This window comes from Flavobacterium luteolum, assembly GCF_027111275.1.
GTDB classification, from domain to species: domain Bacteria; phylum Bacteroidota; class Bacteroidia; order Flavobacteriales; family Flavobacteriaceae; genus Flavobacterium; species Flavobacterium luteolum.
The window spans coordinates 5,012,547-5,030,706 of the sequence record NZ_CP114286.1 but is presented as its reverse complement, the minus strand read 5'-3'; the positions used below and the strand labels follow the sequence as shown (position 1 = coordinate 5,030,706).

The 18,160-nt window shown below is 32.6% G+C and carries 19 protein-coding genes; 7 read left to right on the top strand and 12 right to left on the bottom strand.

What is annotated here, in order from left to right; translation table 11 throughout:
* Positions 1-294: 294 nt before the first annotated feature.
* Complete coding sequence (gene rpsA, locus OZP10_RS21480) at positions 295-2,070, top strand: 30S ribosomal protein S1 (protein WP_281632706.1); 1,776 nt, start codon at positions 295-297, stop codon at positions 2,068-2,070.
* Positions 2,071-2,177: 107 nt separating this feature from the next.
* On the opposite strand, the gene OZP10_RS21475 is transcribed toward rpsA, so the two are convergent.
* Genes OZP10_RS21475 through OZP10_RS21465 form a run of 3 tightly spaced genes read right to left on the bottom strand, consistent with a single transcriptional unit; the run spans position 2,178 to position 3,781 of the window.
* On the bottom strand, positions 2,178-2,705 hold the full coding sequence (locus OZP10_RS21475; protein WP_281632705.1) for an ExbD/TolR family protein: 528 nt from the start codon (positions 2,703-2,705) through the stop codon (positions 2,178-2,180).
* 11 nt (positions 2,706-2,716) lie between these two features.
* Positions 2,717-3,244, bottom strand: coding sequence for an ExbD/TolR family protein (locus tag OZP10_RS21470; protein ID WP_281632704.1), 528 nt, complete (start codon positions 3,242-3,244; stop codon positions 2,717-2,719).
* A gap of 12 nt (positions 3,245-3,256) precedes the next feature.
* Positions 3,257-3,781 (bottom strand): ExbD/TolR family protein, encoded by a 525-nt coding sequence (locus tag OZP10_RS21465; RefSeq protein ID WP_281632703.1) that lies wholly within the window; start codon positions 3,779-3,781, stop codon positions 3,257-3,259.
* Between the two features lie 214 nt (positions 3,782-3,995).
* Between OZP10_RS21465 and OZP10_RS21460 the strand changes: the two genes are divergently transcribed.
* On the top strand, positions 3,996-4,550 hold the full coding sequence (locus tag OZP10_RS21460; RefSeq protein WP_281632702.1) for a fasciclin domain-containing protein: 555 nt from the start codon (positions 3,996-3,998) through the stop codon (positions 4,548-4,550).
* Between the two features lie 84 nt (positions 4,551-4,634).
* Here the strand turns inward: OZP10_RS21460 and OZP10_RS21455 are convergent, their stop codons facing one another.
* The 7 genes from OZP10_RS21455 to OZP10_RS21425 all read right to left on the bottom strand — a co-directional run bounded on the left by OZP10_RS21455 (position 4,635) and on the right by OZP10_RS21425 (position 11,559).
* Positions 4,635-5,480 carry an EamA family transporter gene (locus OZP10_RS21455; RefSeq protein ID WP_281632701.1) on the bottom strand — a complete coding sequence of 282 codons (846 nt, stop codon included), beginning with the start codon at positions 5,478-5,480 and terminating at the stop codon, positions 4,635-4,637.
* 62 nt (positions 5,481-5,542) lie between these two features.
* Positions 5,543-5,686: an SsrA-binding protein gene (locus OZP10_RS21450; RefSeq protein ID WP_281632700.1), complete on the bottom strand. Its 144-nt coding sequence runs from the start codon at positions 5,684-5,686 to the stop codon at positions 5,543-5,545.
* A 232-nt stretch (positions 5,687-5,918) separates the two neighbouring features.
* Positions 5,919-7,790: a M56 family metallopeptidase gene (locus tag OZP10_RS21445; RefSeq protein WP_281632699.1), complete on the bottom strand. Its 1,872-nt coding sequence runs from the start codon at positions 7,788-7,790 to the stop codon at positions 5,919-5,921.
* Between the two features lie 10 nt (positions 7,791-7,800).
* Complete coding sequence (locus tag OZP10_RS21440) at positions 7,801-8,169, bottom strand: BlaI/MecI/CopY family transcriptional regulator (protein WP_281632698.1); 369 nt, start codon at positions 8,167-8,169, stop codon at positions 7,801-7,803.
* Positions 8,170-8,197: 28 nt separating this feature from the next.
* Positions 8,198-9,799 carry a M56 family metallopeptidase gene (locus OZP10_RS21435; RefSeq protein ID WP_281632697.1) on the bottom strand — a complete coding sequence of 534 codons (1,602 nt, stop codon included), beginning with the start codon at positions 9,797-9,799 and terminating at the stop codon, positions 8,198-8,200.
* A 7-nt stretch (positions 9,800-9,806) separates the two neighbouring features.
* Positions 9,807-10,175, bottom strand: a complete 369-nt coding sequence (locus tag OZP10_RS21430) for a BlaI/MecI/CopY family transcriptional regulator (RefSeq protein WP_281632696.1) — start codon at positions 10,173-10,175, stop codon at positions 9,807-9,809.
* Positions 10,176-10,341: 166 nt separating this feature from the next.
* A complete protein-coding gene (locus OZP10_RS21425; protein WP_281632695.1) occupies positions 10,342-11,559 on the bottom strand; it encodes an MDR family MFS transporter in 1,218 nt (405 codons plus the stop codon).
* Positions 11,560-11,658: 99 nt separating this feature from the next.
* Between OZP10_RS21425 and OZP10_RS21420 the strand changes: the two genes are divergently transcribed.
* The 5 genes from OZP10_RS21420 to OZP10_RS21400 all read left to right on the top strand — a co-directional run bounded on the left by OZP10_RS21420 (position 11,659) and on the right by OZP10_RS21400 (position 15,443).
* Positions 11,659-12,258 (top strand): DUF1684 domain-containing protein, encoded by a 600-nt coding sequence (locus OZP10_RS21420; RefSeq protein WP_281632694.1) that lies wholly within the window; start codon positions 11,659-11,661, stop codon positions 12,256-12,258.
* A complete protein-coding gene (locus OZP10_RS21415; RefSeq protein ID WP_281632693.1) occupies positions 12,258-12,905 on the top strand; it encodes a TatD family hydrolase in 648 nt (215 codons plus the stop codon). Before OZP10_RS21420 ends, OZP10_RS21415 begins: the two co-directional genes overlap by 1 nt.
* Positions 12,906-12,976: 71 nt before the next feature.
* Positions 12,977-13,690: a tRNA threonylcarbamoyladenosine dehydratase gene (locus tag OZP10_RS21410; protein ID WP_281632692.1), complete on the top strand. Its 714-nt coding sequence runs from the start codon at positions 12,977-12,979 to the stop codon at positions 13,688-13,690.
* Between the two features lie 178 nt (positions 13,691-13,868).
* A complete protein-coding gene (locus OZP10_RS21405; protein ID WP_281632691.1) occupies positions 13,869-14,531 on the top strand; it encodes an HAD family hydrolase in 663 nt (220 codons plus the stop codon).
* Between the two features lie 69 nt (positions 14,532-14,600).
* Positions 14,601-15,443 carry a DUF2911 domain-containing protein gene (locus tag OZP10_RS21400; RefSeq protein WP_281632690.1) on the top strand — a complete coding sequence of 281 codons (843 nt, stop codon included), beginning with the start codon at positions 14,601-14,603 and terminating at the stop codon, positions 15,441-15,443.
* Between the two features lie 209 nt (positions 15,444-15,652).
* Here OZP10_RS21400 and OZP10_RS21395 read toward each other — a convergent pair whose 3' ends face one another.
* Positions 15,653-16,279 carry an MCP four helix bundle domain-containing protein gene (locus OZP10_RS21395; protein ID WP_281632689.1) on the bottom strand — a complete coding sequence of 209 codons (627 nt, stop codon included), beginning with the start codon at positions 16,277-16,279 and terminating at the stop codon, positions 15,653-15,655.
* Between the two features lie 107 nt (positions 16,280-16,386).
* The gene (locus OZP10_RS21390) at positions 16,387-18,111 is read right to left on the bottom strand and encodes a sodium:solute symporter family protein (protein ID WP_281632688.1); all 1,725 of its coding nucleotides are present in this window, start codon (positions 18,109-18,111) and stop codon (positions 16,387-16,389) included.
* Between the last annotated feature and the right edge of the window lie 49 nt (positions 18,112-18,160).

The following is an 18,160-nucleotide window of genomic DNA, read 5'->3' as shown; positions in this document are numbered from 1 at the left end:
CTAATCTAGCCCCGATAGAAGTGGAAATCCTTTTATGGCGGGGTTCGCCATAAAAGATTGTAGCGGATAGCGGGACTAAACGTGATGAAAAAGCTAAAATGTTCTGCTTCTTAAACAATTGACTCATAATCATATCGGTTTTGTTTTGTTAATTCAGAAAAATGTACTAATTTTGCAGTCCTTTTGGCAGAGAAGAGTTTCTATTAGGAATCAACCATTTATGTAAAACAACTTCTGTATTTTCTATCGCATAGAGAAACTCGAGAAAAACAGAATACAAATTTTTTTATCAGCATGTCTGAACAAACAAAATCACAAGAAGAGTTTTTAGCAAATTTTAACTGGCACAACTTCCAAGAAGGAATCGATGCAGTAGATGAAAAAAACTTACAAGAGTTTGAAGAACTAGTATCAAAAACTTTCATCGCTACAGATCAAGAAGAAGTAGTTGAAGGAGTTGTAGTTAGAATTACAGATAGAGACGTTATCGTTGATATCAATGCTAAATCTGAAGGTGTTATTTCTTTAAACGAATTTCGTTACAACCCAAACTTAAAAGTAGGTGACAAAGTAGAAGTATTAATCGACATCCGTGAGGATAAAACAGGTCAATTAGTATTATCTCACAGAAAAGCACGTACTATCAAATCTTGGGATAGAGTTATTGCAGCTAATGAAACTGGAGAAATCGTTAACGGTTTTGTTAAATGTAGAACTAAAGGAGGTATGATTGTTGACGTATTCGGTATCGAAGCGTTCTTACCTGGATCTCAAATTGACGTTAAGCCAATTAGAGACTACGATGTATATGTAAACAAAATGATGGAATTCAAAGTGGTAAAAATCAACCACGAATTCAAAAACGTTGTTGTATCTCATAAAGCACTTATCGAGGCTGATATTGAAGTACAGAAAAAAGAGATCATCGGTCAATTACAAAAAGGACAAGTATTAGAAGGTGTTGTTAAAAACATTACTTCTTATGGTGTGTTCATTGACTTAGGTGGTGTTGACGGATTAATTCACATTACTGACCTTTCTTGGAGTAGAATCAACCACCCAAGTGAAGTTCTTGAATTAGACCAAAAATTAAACGTTGTAATCCTTGATTTCGATGATGAGAAAACAAGAATTCAATTAGGATTGAAACAATTAAACGCTCACCCATGGGATGCTTTAGATGCTAACTTAACTGTTGGTGATAAAGTTAAAGGTAAAGTAGTTGTAATCGCTGATTACGGTGCTTTCATCGAAGTTGCTGAAGGTGTTGAAGGTTTAATCCACGTTTCTGAAATGTCATGGTCAACTCACTTACGTTCTGCTCAGGACTTCGTGAAAGTTGGAGATGTTGTTGAAGCAGTTATCTTAACTCTTGACAGAGAAGATCGTAAGATGTCATTAGGTATCAAACAATTGACTCAAGATCCATGGACTGACATTACTTCTAAATACCCAGTAGGTTCTAAACATACAGGTATCGTTAGAAACTTCACAAACTTTGGTATTTTCGTAGAATTAGAAGAAGGAATTGATGGATTAATCTACATTTCTGATCTTTCTTGGACTAAGAAAATTAAACACCCATCTGAGTTTGTAAACGTTGGAGAAAAACTTGATGTTGTTGTATTAGAGTTAGATGTTGAAGGACGTAAATTATCTTTAGGTCACAAACAAACTACTGCTAATCCTTGGGATCAATACGAAGATTCTTTCGCTGTAGGAACTATCCACACAGGTGAGATTTCTGAAATCGTTGACAAAGGAGCTACTGTAGAATTCGGAGATGATATCGTTGCTTTCATTCCTACTCGTCACCTTGAAAAAGAAGACGGAAAGAAATTGAAAAAAGGTGATACAGCTGATTTCAAAGTAATCGAGTTCAACAAAGAATTCAAAAGAGTAGTTGCTTCTCATACTGCTATCTTCCGTGAAGAAGAAGAGAAAAACGTGAAAGCTGCTGCTGAAACTACTACATCTGCATCTACTAACGCACCAGCTGCGACTTTAGGTGACAACAATGATGTATTAGCTGCTTTAAAAGCTAAAATGGAAAAAACTGAGAAAAAATAATTCTTAGTTTCCTCTAAATAGAAAGTCCCACAGTAATGTGGGACTTTTTTTTGTTTCAAGTTTAAGTTTTTTAATTTGAGGGAGTCGGACCTTAAAATGATTTCCTTTTATTTCAAAGCTATTAATTTTGATTCTTCAGGTGTAAAGTCATTTACAATTACATATGCACTTATATCTGCAATTGCCATTTCATCTAAAATATCAACTAAATTCTTAAAATTGCTTTTTTGGCTAGGTTTAATAATAACTACCATTCCTTGTCCTGGTCTTCCTAATTGAGCAGAATAATTAAGCATTTTTTTATTTTGTTTTAATAACTCTTGTCTTATTCCGTCCTTTCCATATCCAAATTTTTTTGGAGCAATTTTAGGGACTTCTAGCAATCCCATATAAGATACTAATTTATCATCATCCCCTAGTAAAATTGTATAGGATCGGTTTTCTCCGCAGCCACCTGTCCACTCGCATGTATATGCATCATAATCCGGTAGACTTAAATACATAGCTTTGTTTTTTCGCAATTCTATTGTGACCATAAAAAATATAATCAGTAAAAAAGAAACGCTAACCATTGCTGTTAAATCAACTCTTGAATTTAACTTTCTGCTTCTGACTTTTTGAGGTAGGTTTTTCATAGACTTTATATTTAATTTGAGGCTAGTAATTTTGATTCTTCTGGTGTAAACTGAGGTACAATTGCATAAGAAGTTATATTGGCCATTTTTATCTCATCTAATATATCTACAAGATTTCCATAATTAGATTTTTCTGTTGGTTTTATAATGACTGTAACTCCTCTTCCTGGTTTGCCAAGTCTTGCTGAATATTCTAAAACCATTTTATTTTTCTCCATTAGTTCTTTTCGTATTCCATTTTTCTCATAGTTAACTTCTTTTGGGGCTTGTATAGGAAATGCTAGTAATCCATGGTAAGTTATTATTTTGTCGTTTTTATCAAGCAATAAAGTTAAAACAATATTTTCGTCAGATTTATTACATTGAGGCTCAGGACCGCAACCTCCTCTTCCAGAATATAGTTCCATAAGTTTTGGCTTAGATAATTCCCCAACAACCATAAAAAATATAATCAGTAAAAAAGAAACGCTAACCATTGCTGTTAAATCAACTCTTGAATTTAACTTTCTGCTTCTGACTTTTTGAGGTAGGTTTTTCATAAGACTTAGTTATTAATTTGAAGCTAATAATTTTGATTCTGCTGCACTAAATTCATCAACTATTGAATACGTTTCAATATTGGCAACTTTCATTAGATCGAGTATATTTACTAAATTACCATAGTTCGATTTTTTACTTGGCTTTATTATTACAATTACTCCATTCATTGGTTTTCCTACTGAAATCATATAATTATGAACTTCTTTCTTTTTACGAAACAGTTCTTGGTGGATTTCATTTTTTCCAGATTTAAATTCCTTTGGCGCCTCCATTGGAAATTCTAATATTCCAGAATAAGTTATTATTTTATCGTTTTTGTCTAATAATATGGTATAGACCCGATCAGCTTTGATGCATGCATGGCTCCATCTACATGTATCTTTTTCAGGCAATGCGAGATCCATTCCTTTAGATTTTGATAATTCACCAACAAGCATAAAAAATATAATCAGCAAAAAAGAGACGCTAACCATTGCTGTTAAATCTACCCTTGAATTTAGCTTTTTACTTCGAACTTTTTTTGGAAGATTATTCATGATAATACGATTTTGATTTTAAATTTAATAATAAAATCAAAGCAAAAATTATGTATTCTTAAAATTTTATGAAAAAATATTTGAATGCGTAAATGCCCTGTTTTGCTGGAAATTTGAGGAGTAATTGGTTGATTTTGGATCAAATGTATTTTTAGTAGAAAACCAAAACAACTTTATCCCCGTAAATGACCTTATAACTTAAAAATCATTTAACATGAAAACTAGAAAATTTTTAGCTCTTGCAGTTTTAGCTTTAGGATTTGCATTTACATCAAATGCGCAAAAATCGGTGATGGTTGGTGGTGCGGCGATGTATCCAAATAAAAATATTATTGAAAATGCCGTTAATTCAAAAGATCACACGACTTTGGTTGCTGCAGTAAAAGCGGCCGATTTAGTTACGACTTTAGAAGGAAAAGGCCCTTTTACCGTTTTTGCTCCAACAAATCAAGCTTTTAATAAATTGCCTAAAGGAACCGTTGAAACATTACTTAAACCAGAGAATAAAAAAATGCTTCAAAACATCTTGACTTATCATGTTGTTTCAGGAAAGTGGAATGCTTCGGATATTGCAAAAGCAATAAAAGAAGGTAAAGGAAACGCAACTATCAAAGCAGTAAACGGAGGAACATTAACAGCTTGGATGAAAGGAAAAGACTTATATATTACTGACGAGAATGGTAATAAAGCAAAAGTTACCATTGCAGATGTGAATCAGTCAAATGGTGTTATTCATGTTGTAGATGCTGTTTTGCTTCCTAAAAAATAAATAAGCCCAAATCCCAAAAATTAAAATTCCAAATCCCAATGTAAAACTTGGAATTTGGAATTTTAATTTTCAGATTTTTTTAAACTATTTTTTTGCAGTTAGAGTGCTTCCTGCAGAAGCGATAACAACACAGACTACGGCGAGAATTTCGTAAAAATTTAAACTCTCTTTAAGAAAAATAAAAGCGCAGATAGAAGCTGCCGCTGGTTCTAAGCTCATTAAAATACTAAAAGTTCGAGGTGGAAGTTTACCCAATGCTTTCATTTCTAAAGTAAATGGAATTGCACTTGATAAAAGGGCAAGAGCAATGCCCATTCCGAAAAGTTTTGGCGTAAGATTATTTAATCCGCTTTCTAGTAAACCAAAAGGTAAAACTAAAATTGTGGCAAATAACATTCCTATAGTTACAGCGTCTCCATCATTCATAATTTTCGAAACTTTGCCCCCTAAAACAATATATGCGCTCCAGAAAGCCCCTGCTAAAAGAGCACATAAAATACCAACAGGATCTAAACGGTTATTTGCCCATGGAGCAATTAACAAAATACCGATTGCAGCAAGTAAAACCCAGCAATAATCAACCAAGCGTTTAGAACCTGCTATCGCAAGTATTAGTGGGCCAACAAATTCTAAGGTTACTGCTAAACCAATTGGAATTCTTTCTATGGCAAAATAATATATCAAATTCATAGCTCCTAATGATAAACCATAAGGAATTACAAGTTTCCATTGTTTTGCTGTTATAGTTTTTAAATTAGTTCGATAAGCAAATAATAAAATTATTGCCGAAATACCAATACGCATGGATGCTGTGCCTGCTGCTCCGATTGTTGGGAAAAGTGTCTTTGCAATCGCGGCTCCGAATTGCACACTGATAATTGCTAATAATACTGCTGGAACAGGAGATAAGCTGATGTCTCTGTTTTTCATAAAAAGTATGGCAGAATCCTAAAAAGATATGCTTCTGCCAGATAAATAAAATGTATTCTAAATTAATTGCCTAAAGCTTTTTTTGTAATATAGGCGCGATAACCAATAATTGCCATTTGCCATTTCTTTGCTTTCGAAATATCTAGACCTTGTTTGGTAAAGCTTGGCAAAAGTAGTTTATTTAGTTTGGCTAATAATTTATACATAGTAGATTTGTTTAGGCAAAGATACAAAAAAAAAGACTTTGTGGTTGAAACAAAGTCTTTTGGGAGTAAAATGTAAAAGTATTTAAATTTTGAGAATCAGGTTTTCGTTAGCATCTGTTTACTGGTGCATGGCTTTTTTGGGAGTTTCTATCCATCTTGCTTTTTTGATGATAAATTTAAAAAAAAAAACCAGTGTTTGAGCACTGGTTTTTTATATTTTAAAATGATACGACTATGCTTTTTTATTTTGTTTTTCCATTTCTTTCATATCTTTTTCATGCTGTTTCATGTCTTTCTCATGTTGTTTCATGTCCTTGGCATGTTGTTTCATATCTTTCGCATGCTGTTGCATATCAAGCTCATACTGTTTCATGTCTTGTTCGTATTGCTTCATATTGCTTTCGTAGTCCTTAGAATCATCTCCAAAGCTAAACTTAAAATCATAGTTGAATTTTTCCATTTTAGCATTGAATTTTTCCATTGCAATCTCATACTTCGCCATTTCTTTCTCATAAATAGCTTCACGCTTAGACATAATTTCGCTAACAGCATCTCCGTAAGCAGTCATAGCATCGATGTTTGGCTGAAATTTTTCCATTTTCTTTTCAAATTCCTCCATTTCTTTTTCAAACTTCTGCATTGCTACTTTATCCTTTGGATTTTTTGGAGCAACAGGAGGTTTAGGCATTTTTGACATATCTACTGTCGGTGCTACTGGCAGTGGTCCAGTAGGAAATGCAGGCGGTGCTGGAGGAACTGGAGTAGCAACATCAGATTCTCCGTGATTTCTAACAATAACCCTTTCGTTTCTAATTATTACTGGTACTTTAAAATTTCTGTCAGTGTTAATGTTGATAGATTTTGCTCCATTTTCATCAGTACCAATGGCTAATTCACAATCTTTAATAGCTTCGTCTCCATCAATTTTTATAGTTTGTTTTTTGCCAGAGTCTGATTTTACATTGATCTGAATCGCAGTTAATTCTTCTTTGGTATTTCTTTTTACATCAGAAATTACAACATCAAGATTATGGTTGGTTTTTAATTTCCCAGTAAGTTCGTTTAGTTCCTTATCGGTTGTGTTTTTTGTTATTTTGATAGTTTCATCAGAATCTTTGATTGTATCTCTTTGAGTGACTGTAGCTTCATTTTGCTTTTTTTCTTGCGCAATAGTCCTTATTTGAAATAAAAGAACAAATGCGCCTAGAGCAGGAATTACTGCCGAATATTTCCAGTAATTTCTTTTGTTTGATTGATTCTTGTTTAACATAACAATTCGTTTTTTGATTAATGATTGATAAAAATGATTGGTGATTGCAACGCAAGTTTCATGCGTTGTGATTTTTAAAAGTGTGTACTGATAGGCTTTCTTGTCTGCAATTTTCTTAGAAGCCTCACTGTCGGCAATAAATTCGAGGTTTTGTAAAATAGCCTTTTTATAAAGCCACACAATTGGGTTGAACCAAAATAGAATACAAAAGACTCTCGAAATCAAAACATCGACAGTGTGCTTTTGATTACTATGCACTTTTTCATGCTCTAAAATATTCTCTAATTCTGCTGCTGTATATAGTGATGAGTTATATACAATATAGTCGAAGTAGGAGAAGGGAGCAATGTTTTCTTTGATATCAATAAATTTGAAATCATCTTGCTGTTCAATTTTCTTTCCTTTTAAAACAGCATTTAAGCTGTAAAAATCAAGAGCAAATTTGATCATAAAAGCCAGAAAGCCAATTCCGTAAACAGCAGTTAAAACCAAACTCCAATTAATTTCAAAATTTTCTTTCTCAACAACGGTTACGGTTGTCGGTTTATATTGAGGCTTATAAGCAACTACATCATGATTTGAAGTCGGAATGCTTTCTATAGTATTTGCCGTAGTTGTAATTACCGGAACAGGAGAGGGCATAGGAGGTGCTTCAATCCAAATTACTTTAGTGTAAACTACAAAAGGCATTATAACAGAAGTAATTAATCCGGCAATTAAAAACCATCGGCTGCTGTTGAAAAAAGTCTCTTTACGGAGTAAAAAAATGTAAGCAAAATAAAACATTGCTAATAACCCGCTTGATTTTAAGATAAAAATGAAAAGTGCTTCCATAGTATTTTGATTATTTACCTTCTTTTGGATTTTCGATCATATCTAAGATTTCACGTAGTTCATCTGCTGAAATTTTCTCTTCTTTAGCAAAAAAGGAAACCATGCTTTTGTATGAACTATTAAAATAATTATCTATTGCAGTACTCATGAAGCCATTTCGATAATCTTCAATGCTTACCGCTGGATAATATTGGTGTGTATTTCCAAAAGCATTGTGCGCAACATAACCTTTCTCTTCCAGATTACGAACAATGGTAGACAAAGTGTTGTAATGCGGCTGATCTTCTAAAATCTCTGCTTGAATTTCTTTTACAAAAGCCTTTTTCAGCTTCCATAAAATATGCATGATTTCTTCTTCTTTGTTGGTTAGTTTTTGCATTTCTTTTCTATTTAAAATTAGAAACGTATTATTTCTTGGTTACAATTTCGATTACTCCATTTGAAGCTTTGTCGCCATATTGGTCCGTTGCATTTACTCCAGTTAAAACATTTACAGATGCAATATCAGTTGGTTTAATGCTATTATAATCAAAACCAGAAGGCATTTCTTCACCGTCTACAATTACAAGCAGGCTAGATGCTTTAGCATTCGTTTTCGTGCCATTTGAAACAGCAACAGTTGTGCCTCCAGTTGTAATAACTTTAGTTTTATTGTCTTTATTTATAACTACAGTAGTGCTAATATTTGCATTAGTATCACTGTCAGTTTTTGTACTAGTAATAGAATTAGTGTTAACATTGGTTTCTGTATTAGTAATTGTATTTTTAACTTCTGAATTGTTTGGCTTTTCATTTAAAGCAACTTTTTGACTTACAGCGCTTTTTTCATCATCGGTTTTGATGCCAGCTCTAATAGCGCCATTTTTCCCTGTAACAACAACTATCCCGAAATCTTTAATGGCTACTTTTCCACCTGTTTGAATAGATTGAGATTTTTGGTTTTGATAGCTTACTTCAACTTTAAGAGACGTTAATTGATTTTCTGAGTTTCTTTTGATTCTTGAAGCTTCAAATTCGACGTTATGTAGTGATTTTAATTTCTCTTTGATTCTTTTTAACTCCAAATCTGTGGTATTCTTTTGTATTTTGTAAATATCAACAGATTCAATTTCGTTTGAGACTGCTTTTACAGTCTGATGTCTTTCTTTTGCAACTACTTCAACTTGAAATAATAATACAAATGCAGCAAGAGCTGGGATTATAACATAATACTTCCAAGAATTTCTCTTTTTTGATTGATTTTTGTTTAACATGACGATTCGTTTTTTGATTAATGATTGATAAAAATGATTAGTGATTGCAACACAATTTTCGTGTGTTGTTATTTTTAAAAGCGTGTATTGATAGGCTTTTTTGTCTTGCAGTTTTTTAGCGGCTTCATTATCGGCAATAAATTCTAAATTTTGCATTATTGCTTTTTTGTAAAACCAGATAATCGGATTGAACCAGAAAATAATACTGAATGCTCGTGAAACCAATACATCTATCGTATGATTCTGGTCGCTGTGTACTTTTTCGTGTTCAATAATGTTTTCTAATTCTGAAGGCGTGTACAGTGATGAATTGTAAACGATATATTCAAAATAGGAGAAAGGCGCGATATTCTCGTTTGTATCTATGAATTTAAAATCGGCTTGCTGTTGGATCTTTTTTCCTTTAATTACTGTATTTAAACTATAAAAATCGATTGCTAATTTTATAAGGAAAATTAAAAAACCAATAGAATAAAGACCTAAAATCAAATATGTCCAGTTAAAGTCTGCTGATTCTTCTTGTGGAATGTTTTGTATATTGTTTTGAAAATTGATGTTGATATCGGGAGCAGCTTCAATCCATACCTCTTTTGTATAAGTCAAGAAAGGCAAAATTGCCGATACGATTAATCCAGACAAAAGAAACCATCTGTTACTGTTAAAGAATGTTTCTTTGCGCAATAAGAAAAAGTAAGCGCAATAGAACAAAAGCATTAAACCGCTTGATTTGATGATATAGATAAAAAGTGCTTCCATAACCTGATTATTTATTTTCTTCTTTATTTTCGATCATTGATAAAATTTCGCGCAATTCATCTGCTGAAATTTTTTCTTCTTTGGCAAAAAAGGAAACCATACTCTTATATGAACTATTAAAGTAATTATCGATTGCGGTTTTCATAAATCCTTTTCTGTAATCTTCAATTGGTACAATCGGAAAGTATTGATGTGTGTTTCCAAAAGCATTGTGCCCAACATATCCTTTTTCTTCCAAATTACGCACGATAGTCGATAAGGTGTTGTAATGTGGCTGATCCTCGGTAATTTCAGCTTGAATTTGTTTTACAAAAGCTTTCTTTAGCTTCCATAAAATCATCATAATTTCTTCTTCTTTGTTTGTTAACTTCTGCATCTTCTCTAATTTTAATTCAAACGTACAACTATTTTTTTAGTTACGCAACTATAAAAATAGTTATTTAACTAAAAATTAAGTTTGAATTCGTTTTAAAGCATAAAAAAGCTATTCAAATTTAATTGTAATAAATTGAATAATAATGCATTAAGAAGTTAAAATTTGTTTAGAAAGTTTTCTCTGTTAGAAGAGCGTTTTTAATCCAAATGCAGCATCCTGTTGCAAGAACACCAATGCAGGCCATAAAAAGCCAGTTGGTTTGGTAACCAAATCGAGTTATAATTTCAAAGCCAAGCTTAGAACTTATAATATGAGCAAGGCTAAAACTCATGGTATAAAGCGCCATGTAACGGCCTTCTTGTCCTCGCGGTGCACGACTTAAGGCAAATGCATTAGAAAACGGAAAAGTAAGTACTTCACCAATAGAAATGCAGACCATGCTTACAACCAATATTCCTGCCCAAAAATTAATGAGGAGCAAAAAGAAACTGGATGCCATTACAAAAGAGCCGACTATTATAATTCTAATTTTAGGAAAAGCTTTTCGTTCTAAAAATCCAACTGTTGGCATTTCGAGAGAAAAGATCAAGAGACCATTTAAAGTCATTAAAAGACCTGTCTGGAATTCGCTTAAGCCAAATTTTTCGTTATGATATAAAGGAAGGGTGGTAAAAAGCTGAAAGAAAATCATAGCCGTAATAAAACTTACGAATAAGAAAACCCAGAAAATTTTATCATGAAAAACCGATTTTACATCGGTAGCACTTTCTGTTTTATCGTCGTGAGTGGCTTTTTTCTTTTCTTTTACCAATAAAGCGAAAATAGAGATTGAAATAATACAAGAAGCACCGTCAACCCAGAAAAGCCCAGAATATCCCATTCCCATAATAATTAAACCTCCAAGGGCTGGTCCAGCAGCAAAACCTAAATTTACAGCTAGACGCACAAGTGTAAGGGCACGAGTTCTATTTTCGGGTTTAGCGTAAGCTCCCAGAGAAACAAACATAGCTGGTCTAAACATGTCTGCAATTGTCATAAGAACAAACATCGCTGCGCAAAGTGCCCAAAAAGTAGTAATATATTGTACAAAGAAAAGAGAAACACCACTTGTAAATAAGCTAAAAATCATGATCTTATAGAACCCGATTTTATCAGATAATTTTCCACCCAGCCAAGAACCCAACATTGAACCCAAACCAAAAGCAACCATAATCCATCCAACTTGATTGTAAGAAAAATGAAGGTCTTCTTTTAAGTATTTAGATAAAAAAGGAAGAACCATTGTCCCGGCGCGGTTGATAAAAGTAATAATGGCAAGAATCCAAACTTCTCTAGTGAAACCTCGAAAATTGTTAATGTAGTGGGTTAAGGCGTTTTTAAGCATTTTGTGTGATAGATTATCGTCACAAAGTTAGGAAACTTTGTCTCGTTAAGTGGTTGTTGTTTTGTTACTTTTGAACTATTTTTGCAGAAAATTTCTAAGATGAAAACTATAAACGCCCTAGCTTTATTGTTGGTATTTAATTTTGCTTCTGCACAAAAAAAGTTTAGTAAAACTGATGTTCAGAAGTTTCAAAAGAAAATTAACTCCGAATATGCTGATCCTAAGACAAGTCCGTTGATGGCTGAAGATTTAAAAACTTTTAAAAGCTTAGAGTTTTTTCCTATTTCTGAAACTTATTTTGTGAATGCAACTTTGGTAAAAGCTAAAGGAGGAAAAGCTTTCGAAATGAAAACTTCAGGAACTCGTACACCAAAATATATAAAATATGGAACTTTAAATTTCAAAATAAACGGAAAAGCTTTTCAGCTTGCTGTTTATCAGAGTTTAGATCTTATAGTTCAGGAAAAATATAAAAACCATCTTTTCTTGCCTTTTTCAGATTTGACAACTGGTAAAGAGAGTTATATCGGTGGCCGTTATATTGATTTAGAAATTCCAAAAGGAAATACGATAGCAGTAGATTTCAATCAAGCATATAATCCGTATTGCGCTTATAACTATAAGTATTCTTGTCCGCTTGTGCCACAGGAAAACGATTTAAAAATCGAAATTAAAGCTGGTGTAAAGACTTTTCATTAATGGAATATTTTAATTTTCATACACATCAATTTACCAATCAATCAGATGTTTTAGAATTGGTTAATCAGTATCCAAAAGATTTTGATGCATCGATTCCGTTTTATTCCATTGGAATTCATCCGTGGTATATTGATGAAAGTCGTATTGATGAAGATTTGAAAATTATTGAAGAGAAATTGCAAAACAAAAACTGTCTAGCAATAGGAGAATGTGGTTTGGATAAAAGAATTGAAGTTCCATTTGATTTGCAAATTTCAGTTTTTGAGAAGCAATTAGAATTAGCAGAAAAATGTAAGAAACCTGTAGTTATTCATTGCGTTGCCTCTTTCCAAGAAGTCATGGAAATAAAGAAAAAAATGAAGATAAATGTTCCAATGATTATTCATGGTTTTTCAAAAAATAAGCAGTTGGCGGAACAGTTAATTGCTACTGGATTTTATCTTTCGTTTGGAAAATACTTATTGAAAAATCCAGATTTAAAATCGGTTTTTCAAAATGTTCCAAACAATCGTTTTTTCTTAGAGACGGATACTATTGAAGAATCGATTAAGCAAGTATACGAATTGGCTTCAGAGTATAAAGGGTTAAATTTAATAGAATTAGAAGGAGTTATTTCAAGTAATTATCGAACTGTGTTTGGATTGTAAAATGTAATTTATCAAGAAGAACTTGAAACTTAAAACTTGAAACTTGAAACAAAAAATAATAATAAGAATATATGGTAGAATGGACAGAAAGAGCTGAGCTTTTATTTACAAAAGAAGGATTAGAAAATTTACAAAAGTCTAATGTTTTAGTCGTTGGACTAGGAGGAGTTGGATCTTTTGCAGCTGAATTTTTAGCGAGAGCAGGAGTAGGAAACATGACAATTGTAGACGGAGATGTTGTGGATATTACCAACATTAACCGTCAATTGCCAGCTTTGCATTCAACGGTTGGACAGCCAAAAATCAAAATTGTAGGTGATCGTTTAATGGATATTAATCCAGAATTAAATTTAACCCGCGTTCAGGAATTTCTTTCTCCAGAACGTGCTTTCGAGATTGTTTCTCCAGAATTTGACTATGTTTTGGATTGCATTGATAGTATTACTCCAAAATTAAATCTGATTATTGCCGCGAAACGCAAAAGAGTAAAAATTATTAGCAGTATGGGAGCTGGCGGAAAAATGTTGGCTTCAAAAGTAAAAGTAGCAGATATTTCAAAAACAATTAACTGCTATTTTTCAAAAACAATTCGTAAGCGTTTAAAAGAAGTAAAAATCAACAAACTGAAAGTGGTATTTTCTTCTGAGATTCAAGACGAAAAAAGCTTAAAATTAACAGACGGTAAAAACTTCAAAAAATCATTCTACGGAACAAACAGCTACATGCCAGGATTATTTGGTTTGCATGCTGCCGAAACGGTGATTAGATATTTACTTAAAAAATAAAGGTTCTAAGATACTAAGATTCTAAGGTGCTAAGGTTTTTATAGCTGAAGCATTGAATCTTATTTTCTTGAACTTAAAAAAAGAACTTTGTCAAAGTTTAAAACTTTGACAAAGTTAAACAGACAAAAGAGAAACCTTAGAGCCTTTGACTCTTAGAACCTTAGCACCTTAAAAAAAAATGATTAAAACAGTAATTTTTGATATGGATGGCGTAATCGTTGACACGGAACCCGTTCATCGTTATGCCTATTATTTACAATTTTCGGAATTGAATATTGAAGTTCCTGAAGAAATGTATACCACATTTACAGGGTTTTCAACTCGAAATACATTTCAGACTTTAAAGAGTTATTTTCCGACGGTAGAACAGGAAGTTGAAGATTTGATTCAGAGAAAAAGAACGATTTTTAATGATGCTTTTGACACTAAGGAAGATTTATACCTTTTAGATGGTGTAGAAGATTTAATTAAAGATTTGTACAGCAACGGAATACAGTTAATTTTAGCTTCTTCGGCTTCAAAAGTCACTATCGATCGCGTTTTTACTAGATTTAACCTTCATCAGTATTTTACACATATTGTAAGCGGAGAAGATTTTCCGCAGTCAAAGCCTAATCCAGCGATATTTATTCATGCAGCTTCTTTGTCAATCGCACCAAAAGAAGAATGCATAATTATTGAAGATAGTACAAATGGAGTTAAAGCGGCAAAAGGAGCAGGAATTTATTGTGTAGGTTATAAGAGCGAGCATTCTCATCTTCAAGATTTGTCTGAAGCTGATTTGGTTATAGAACATTTTGACGAACTAAACGCTGAAAAAATATCACAGCTAAAGGGTTGAATTATAGAAAATTTAACATTTGTTCCCTGATTGAATTTGTAAATTTGAATAAAAATAAAACTTAAAATAATGAAGAAACTACTTATTGCTTTAGCCCTGATATTAGGACCATTAGCATCAGAAGCACAAGTAAAAACGCCGCAAGCAAGTCCAAAAGGATATATTAAACAAACTGTTGGTTTAACCGACGTTGAAGTTACCTATTCAAGACCTGGAGCAAGAGGAAGAGCTGTGTTCGGAAATTTAGTTCCGTTTGGAAAATTATGGAGAACTGGAGCTAATGAAAATACTATCATTAATTTTAGTGATGATGTAATCATTGACGGAAAGACGCTAAAGAAAGGAAAATATGCAATTTATACAGTTCCTAGAATCGAAAGCTGGGATATCATTTTTTATCTTTCTACAGACAACTGGGGATTACCAGAAAATTGGAGCGATTCTTACGTAGCTTTAAAAACGACAGTAAAAGAAGAGGCGTTGCCAACTCCTGTTGAGACATTCACAATTGGTATTAATGGTTTAGATCCAAATTTTGGTTATTTAGATATTGCTTGGGAAAATTCTCATGTAGCTTTAAAATTTGAAGTGCCAACTGCTAAAATTGCTGTGGCAAGTATCGATAAAGCATTGGCTGGTCCAACATGGAACGACTATTTTGCAGCTTCTCAATATTTATTCCAATCAAACGGAAATATTGAAACTGCAAGAAATTATGTAGACAAAGCTCTTGATATGAGCTCAGAAAAACCTTATTACGTATCAAGATTAAAAGCATTAATCCAAGCAAAACAAGGTGATAAAAAAGGAGCGATCGAAACAGCAAAAGCTTCTTTGGCATCTGCCGAAGCTGCAAACAATGCAGATTACGTAAAATTGAATAAAGATAGTATCGCTGAGTGGAGCAGATAATAATTCTTTGAATTATCAAATTCCAATTTTATAAAATTTAAAATTCCAAAGCTTTCGGGTTTTGGATTTTTTTTTGTTTTTTTTTAACCGCAAAGAGCGCGAGATTTTTTTGACTTGTTATGTTTTTTAGCGCAAAGTTCGCAAAGCTGTAGTAAATAAACTTTGCGAACTTTGCGTAATCCCTTGCGTCCTTTGCGGTTAAATGATTTTTAATTCAAACTTGGCGGTTCAGGAATTTTTACTGTTTTTTTGATTTTCTTTATTAAAAGATAAAATGTTATTCCGCCCAAAACAATAAGAAGTGCAATTTGAAGCTGGCCAAGTATATTGTTTCTGCTATACATAGCGTTCGCAATGGCAAGTTTAGCTTTTCCTTCTTCAATCTGAATGTTAGAAAGAGATTCAAGTGTTTTTAAAGCTTCAGCACTAGAATTGGCTATTTTGTCCCAATTTTTGCTTTCAACCTGTTTGTTTATTTCTTTACAGGAAAGTAAAAATGCATCAAAGTATTGTTTCTCCTTATTTGTTAAAACTGTTTTAGCATACAAATCATCAATATTATGAATAATATTTAGCGTATGAATAATTTCATCTTTTTTAATAACATCGCTTAAATTTAGTTTTTCAGCTTCTGCCTTTATAAAATGAAGTTCTTTTGAATATTGAAAAATATAATGCGCCACAACCAATCTATCTTTATAGATCGCATTGATGTTATCATTTACGTTTTTGGAATTTCGAAGCGTATTAAAGTTGCCAAGTAAAATAATCAGCATCACGATTAGCAGAATAAAAGCAGCTTTGGTTTTGTTGCTGTATTTTTTTTGGTCTTTCATAATGATGATTAATTTGAAGTTAAAAACGTGAAAATCTTATTTTAGTAATATAGAATTTACTAAAATAAGATTTTTGCTTAGAATAATTTCAGACTTAGAGAATATTCTTAGTCTAAAACTAACTCATTATCATCTGGTTTTCCTCTAAAAAATAAAAACTGCAATAAAAGCGCTAATACAATTGTCAAGATTGCACCAATAAAATTCAGCCATAAATAACCTAGTTTTTCTTGACTGTAAATCATAAAATAATAGATTACAAAAATGGTAAGCTGACTTATAATCGCACTAATAAACATTGGTTTTGCTTGAACTTTCTTAGTATAGAAAGCTACAAGAAATATTCCTAAAACAGTTCCGTAGAAGATAGAACCAATAATATTTACGAGCTGAATTAAATTTTCAAATAATGTTCCAACACAAGCAAAAAGTATAGCTACAATTCCCCAGAAAAGAGTGAAAAATTTAGTAACATGCAAATAATGTTTTTCTGATTTTTCTTCTTTCTGATTTCGTTTGTAAATATCAATTGCGGTTGTAGAAGCCAATGCAGTTAATCCAGAAGCAGTAGAAGACATGGCTGCTGATAGAATTACGGCCAATAATAATCCGATTAGACCTTTTGGCAAATAATGGAGAATGAAATGAAAGAATACATAATCTTTATCATTTGTTTCCGAATTACTATCGGCTCTCGAAATAATTTCTTTTGCTTTATCGCGAAGATCTTTTTCTTTGTTCGACAACGCAACTAACTCTTTACGTAAAATTGGATTGTCATAATCCTGATTTAACTGGTCGATGTACAATAAATTGATTACCTTTTTGTCTTCTGAAAGTTTTACCAATTTTTCTTCTAAAACATGATATTCCTGCTTGTAAGGAGATTTTTCAATGGCTATTTTATTGTTGGGATTGAAATTTAACGGAACAGGATTGAATTGAAAAAAGACAAAAACCATAACTCCTGTTAAAAGAATAAAGAATTGCATCGGTACTTTCAATAATCCATTCATGATTAATCCCATTTGACTTTCGCGAACTGATTTTCCAGATAAATAACGTCCCACTTGAGATTGGTCTGTACCAAAATAGGCTAGGGCCAAAAAGAAACCTCCAGTAATACCGCTCCAAAACGTATATTTTTCTTCGGGATCAAAAGAAAAATCAACAATATTCATTTTATCATTTGCTCCAGCGATATGAAGTGCGCTGTTAAAAGTCATATCGTTTGGAAGATAGTGCAGAATTAGGAAAAAGGTAATGAACATTCCAGACATAATGACAAACATCTGTTGTTTCTGAGTTACGTTTACCGCTTTTGTACCACCAGAAAAAGTATAGATAATTACCATAACTCCAATAATGATGTTCATTACAGTTAAATTCCATCCTAATAAAGCCGATAAAATAATAGCTGGCGCGTAAATAGTTAAACCAGTTCCTAAACCTCTTTGAACTAGAAATAAAATTGCAGCCAGCGAACGTGTTTTAACATCAAACCGTCGCTCTAAAAATTCGTATGCCGTAAAAACTTTACTTTTATGATATAGCGGAATAAATGTCAAACAAATGACAATCATGGCAATTGGCAGACCAAAATAAAACTGAACAAAACCCATTCCGTCATGATAGGCTTGTCCAGGTGTAGATAAAAACGTAATTGCACTGGCTTGCGTTGCCATTACAGAAAGTCCAACAGTATACCAAGGTGTTTCGTTGTTTCCTAAAATGAAATCTTCTACGTTTTTACTTCCTCGGGTTTTCCAAGATCCGTATCCAACAATAAACAATAAAGTGACAATAAGTACGATCCAGTCAAATAGCTGCATAGGTTATGAGTATAATTGCATGATTAAGAAAAAGATAGCAATATAGATT

What these genes read in the sequence shown, in the direction of transcription:
- OZP10_RS21470 (WP_281632704.1), bottom strand. Translation starts at nt 3,244, where the DNA reads ATGAAAAACCTACCTCAAAAAGTCAGAAGCAGAAAGTTAAATTCAAGA.
- OZP10_RS21450 (WP_281632700.1), bottom strand. Translation starts at nt 5,686, where the DNA reads ATGTATAAATTATTAGCCAAACTAAATAAACTACTTTTGCCAAGCTTT.
- OZP10_RS21415 (WP_281632693.1), top strand. Translation starts at nt 12,258, where the DNA reads ATGGAATATTTTAATTTTCATACACATCAATTTACCAATCAATCAGAT.
- OZP10_RS21420 (WP_281632694.1), top strand. Translation starts at nt 11,659, where the DNA reads ATGAAAACTATAAACGCCCTAGCTTTATTGTTGGTATTTAATTTTGCT.
- rpsA (WP_281632706.1), top strand. Translation starts at nt 295, where the DNA reads ATGTCTGAACAAACAAAATCACAAGAAGAGTTTTTAGCAAATTTTAAC.
- OZP10_RS21405 (WP_281632691.1), top strand. Translation starts at nt 13,869, where the DNA reads ATGATTAAAACAGTAATTTTTGATATGGATGGCGTAATCGTTGACACG.
- OZP10_RS21460 (WP_281632702.1), top strand. Translation starts at nt 3,996, where the DNA reads ATGAAAACTAGAAAATTTTTAGCTCTTGCAGTTTTAGCTTTAGGATTT.
- OZP10_RS21465 (WP_281632703.1), bottom strand. Translation starts at nt 3,781, where the DNA reads ATGAATAATCTTCCAAAAAAAGTTCGAAGTAAAAAGCTAAATTCAAGG.
- OZP10_RS21430 (WP_281632696.1), bottom strand. Translation starts at nt 10,175, where the DNA reads ATGCAGAAGTTAACAAACAAAGAAGAAGAAATTATGATGATTTTATGG.
- OZP10_RS21445 (WP_281632699.1), bottom strand. Translation starts at nt 7,790, where the DNA reads ATGGAAGCACTTTTCATTTTTATCTTAAAATCAAGCGGGTTATTAGCA.
- OZP10_RS21395 (WP_281632689.1), bottom strand. Translation starts at nt 16,279, where the DNA reads ATGAAAGACCAAAAAAAATACAGCAACAAAACCAAAGCTGCTTTTATT.
- OZP10_RS21410 (WP_281632692.1), top strand. Translation starts at nt 12,977, where the DNA reads ATGGTAGAATGGACAGAAAGAGCTGAGCTTTTATTTACAAAAGAAGGA.
- OZP10_RS21435 (WP_281632697.1), bottom strand. Translation starts at nt 9,799, where the DNA reads ATGGAAGCACTTTTTATCTATATCATCAAATCAAGCGGTTTAATGCTT.
- OZP10_RS21475 (WP_281632705.1), bottom strand. Translation starts at nt 2,705, where the DNA reads ATGAAAAACCTACCTCAAAAAGTCAGAAGCAGAAAGTTAAATTCAAGA.
- OZP10_RS21390 (WP_281632688.1), bottom strand. Translation starts at nt 18,111, where the DNA reads ATGCAGCTATTTGACTGGATCGTACTTATTGTCACTTTATTGTTTATT.
- OZP10_RS21455 (WP_281632701.1), bottom strand. Translation starts at nt 5,480, where the DNA reads ATGAAAAACAGAGACATCAGCTTATCTCCTGTTCCAGCAGTATTATTA.
- OZP10_RS21400 (WP_281632690.1), top strand. Translation starts at nt 14,601, where the DNA reads ATGAAGAAACTACTTATTGCTTTAGCCCTGATATTAGGACCATTAGCA.
- OZP10_RS21425 (WP_281632695.1), bottom strand. Translation starts at nt 11,559, where the DNA reads ATGCTTAAAAACGCCTTAACCCACTACATTAACAATTTTCGAGGTTTC.
- OZP10_RS21440 (WP_281632698.1), bottom strand. Translation starts at nt 8,169, where the DNA reads ATGCAAAAACTAACCAACAAAGAAGAAGAAATCATGCATATTTTATGG.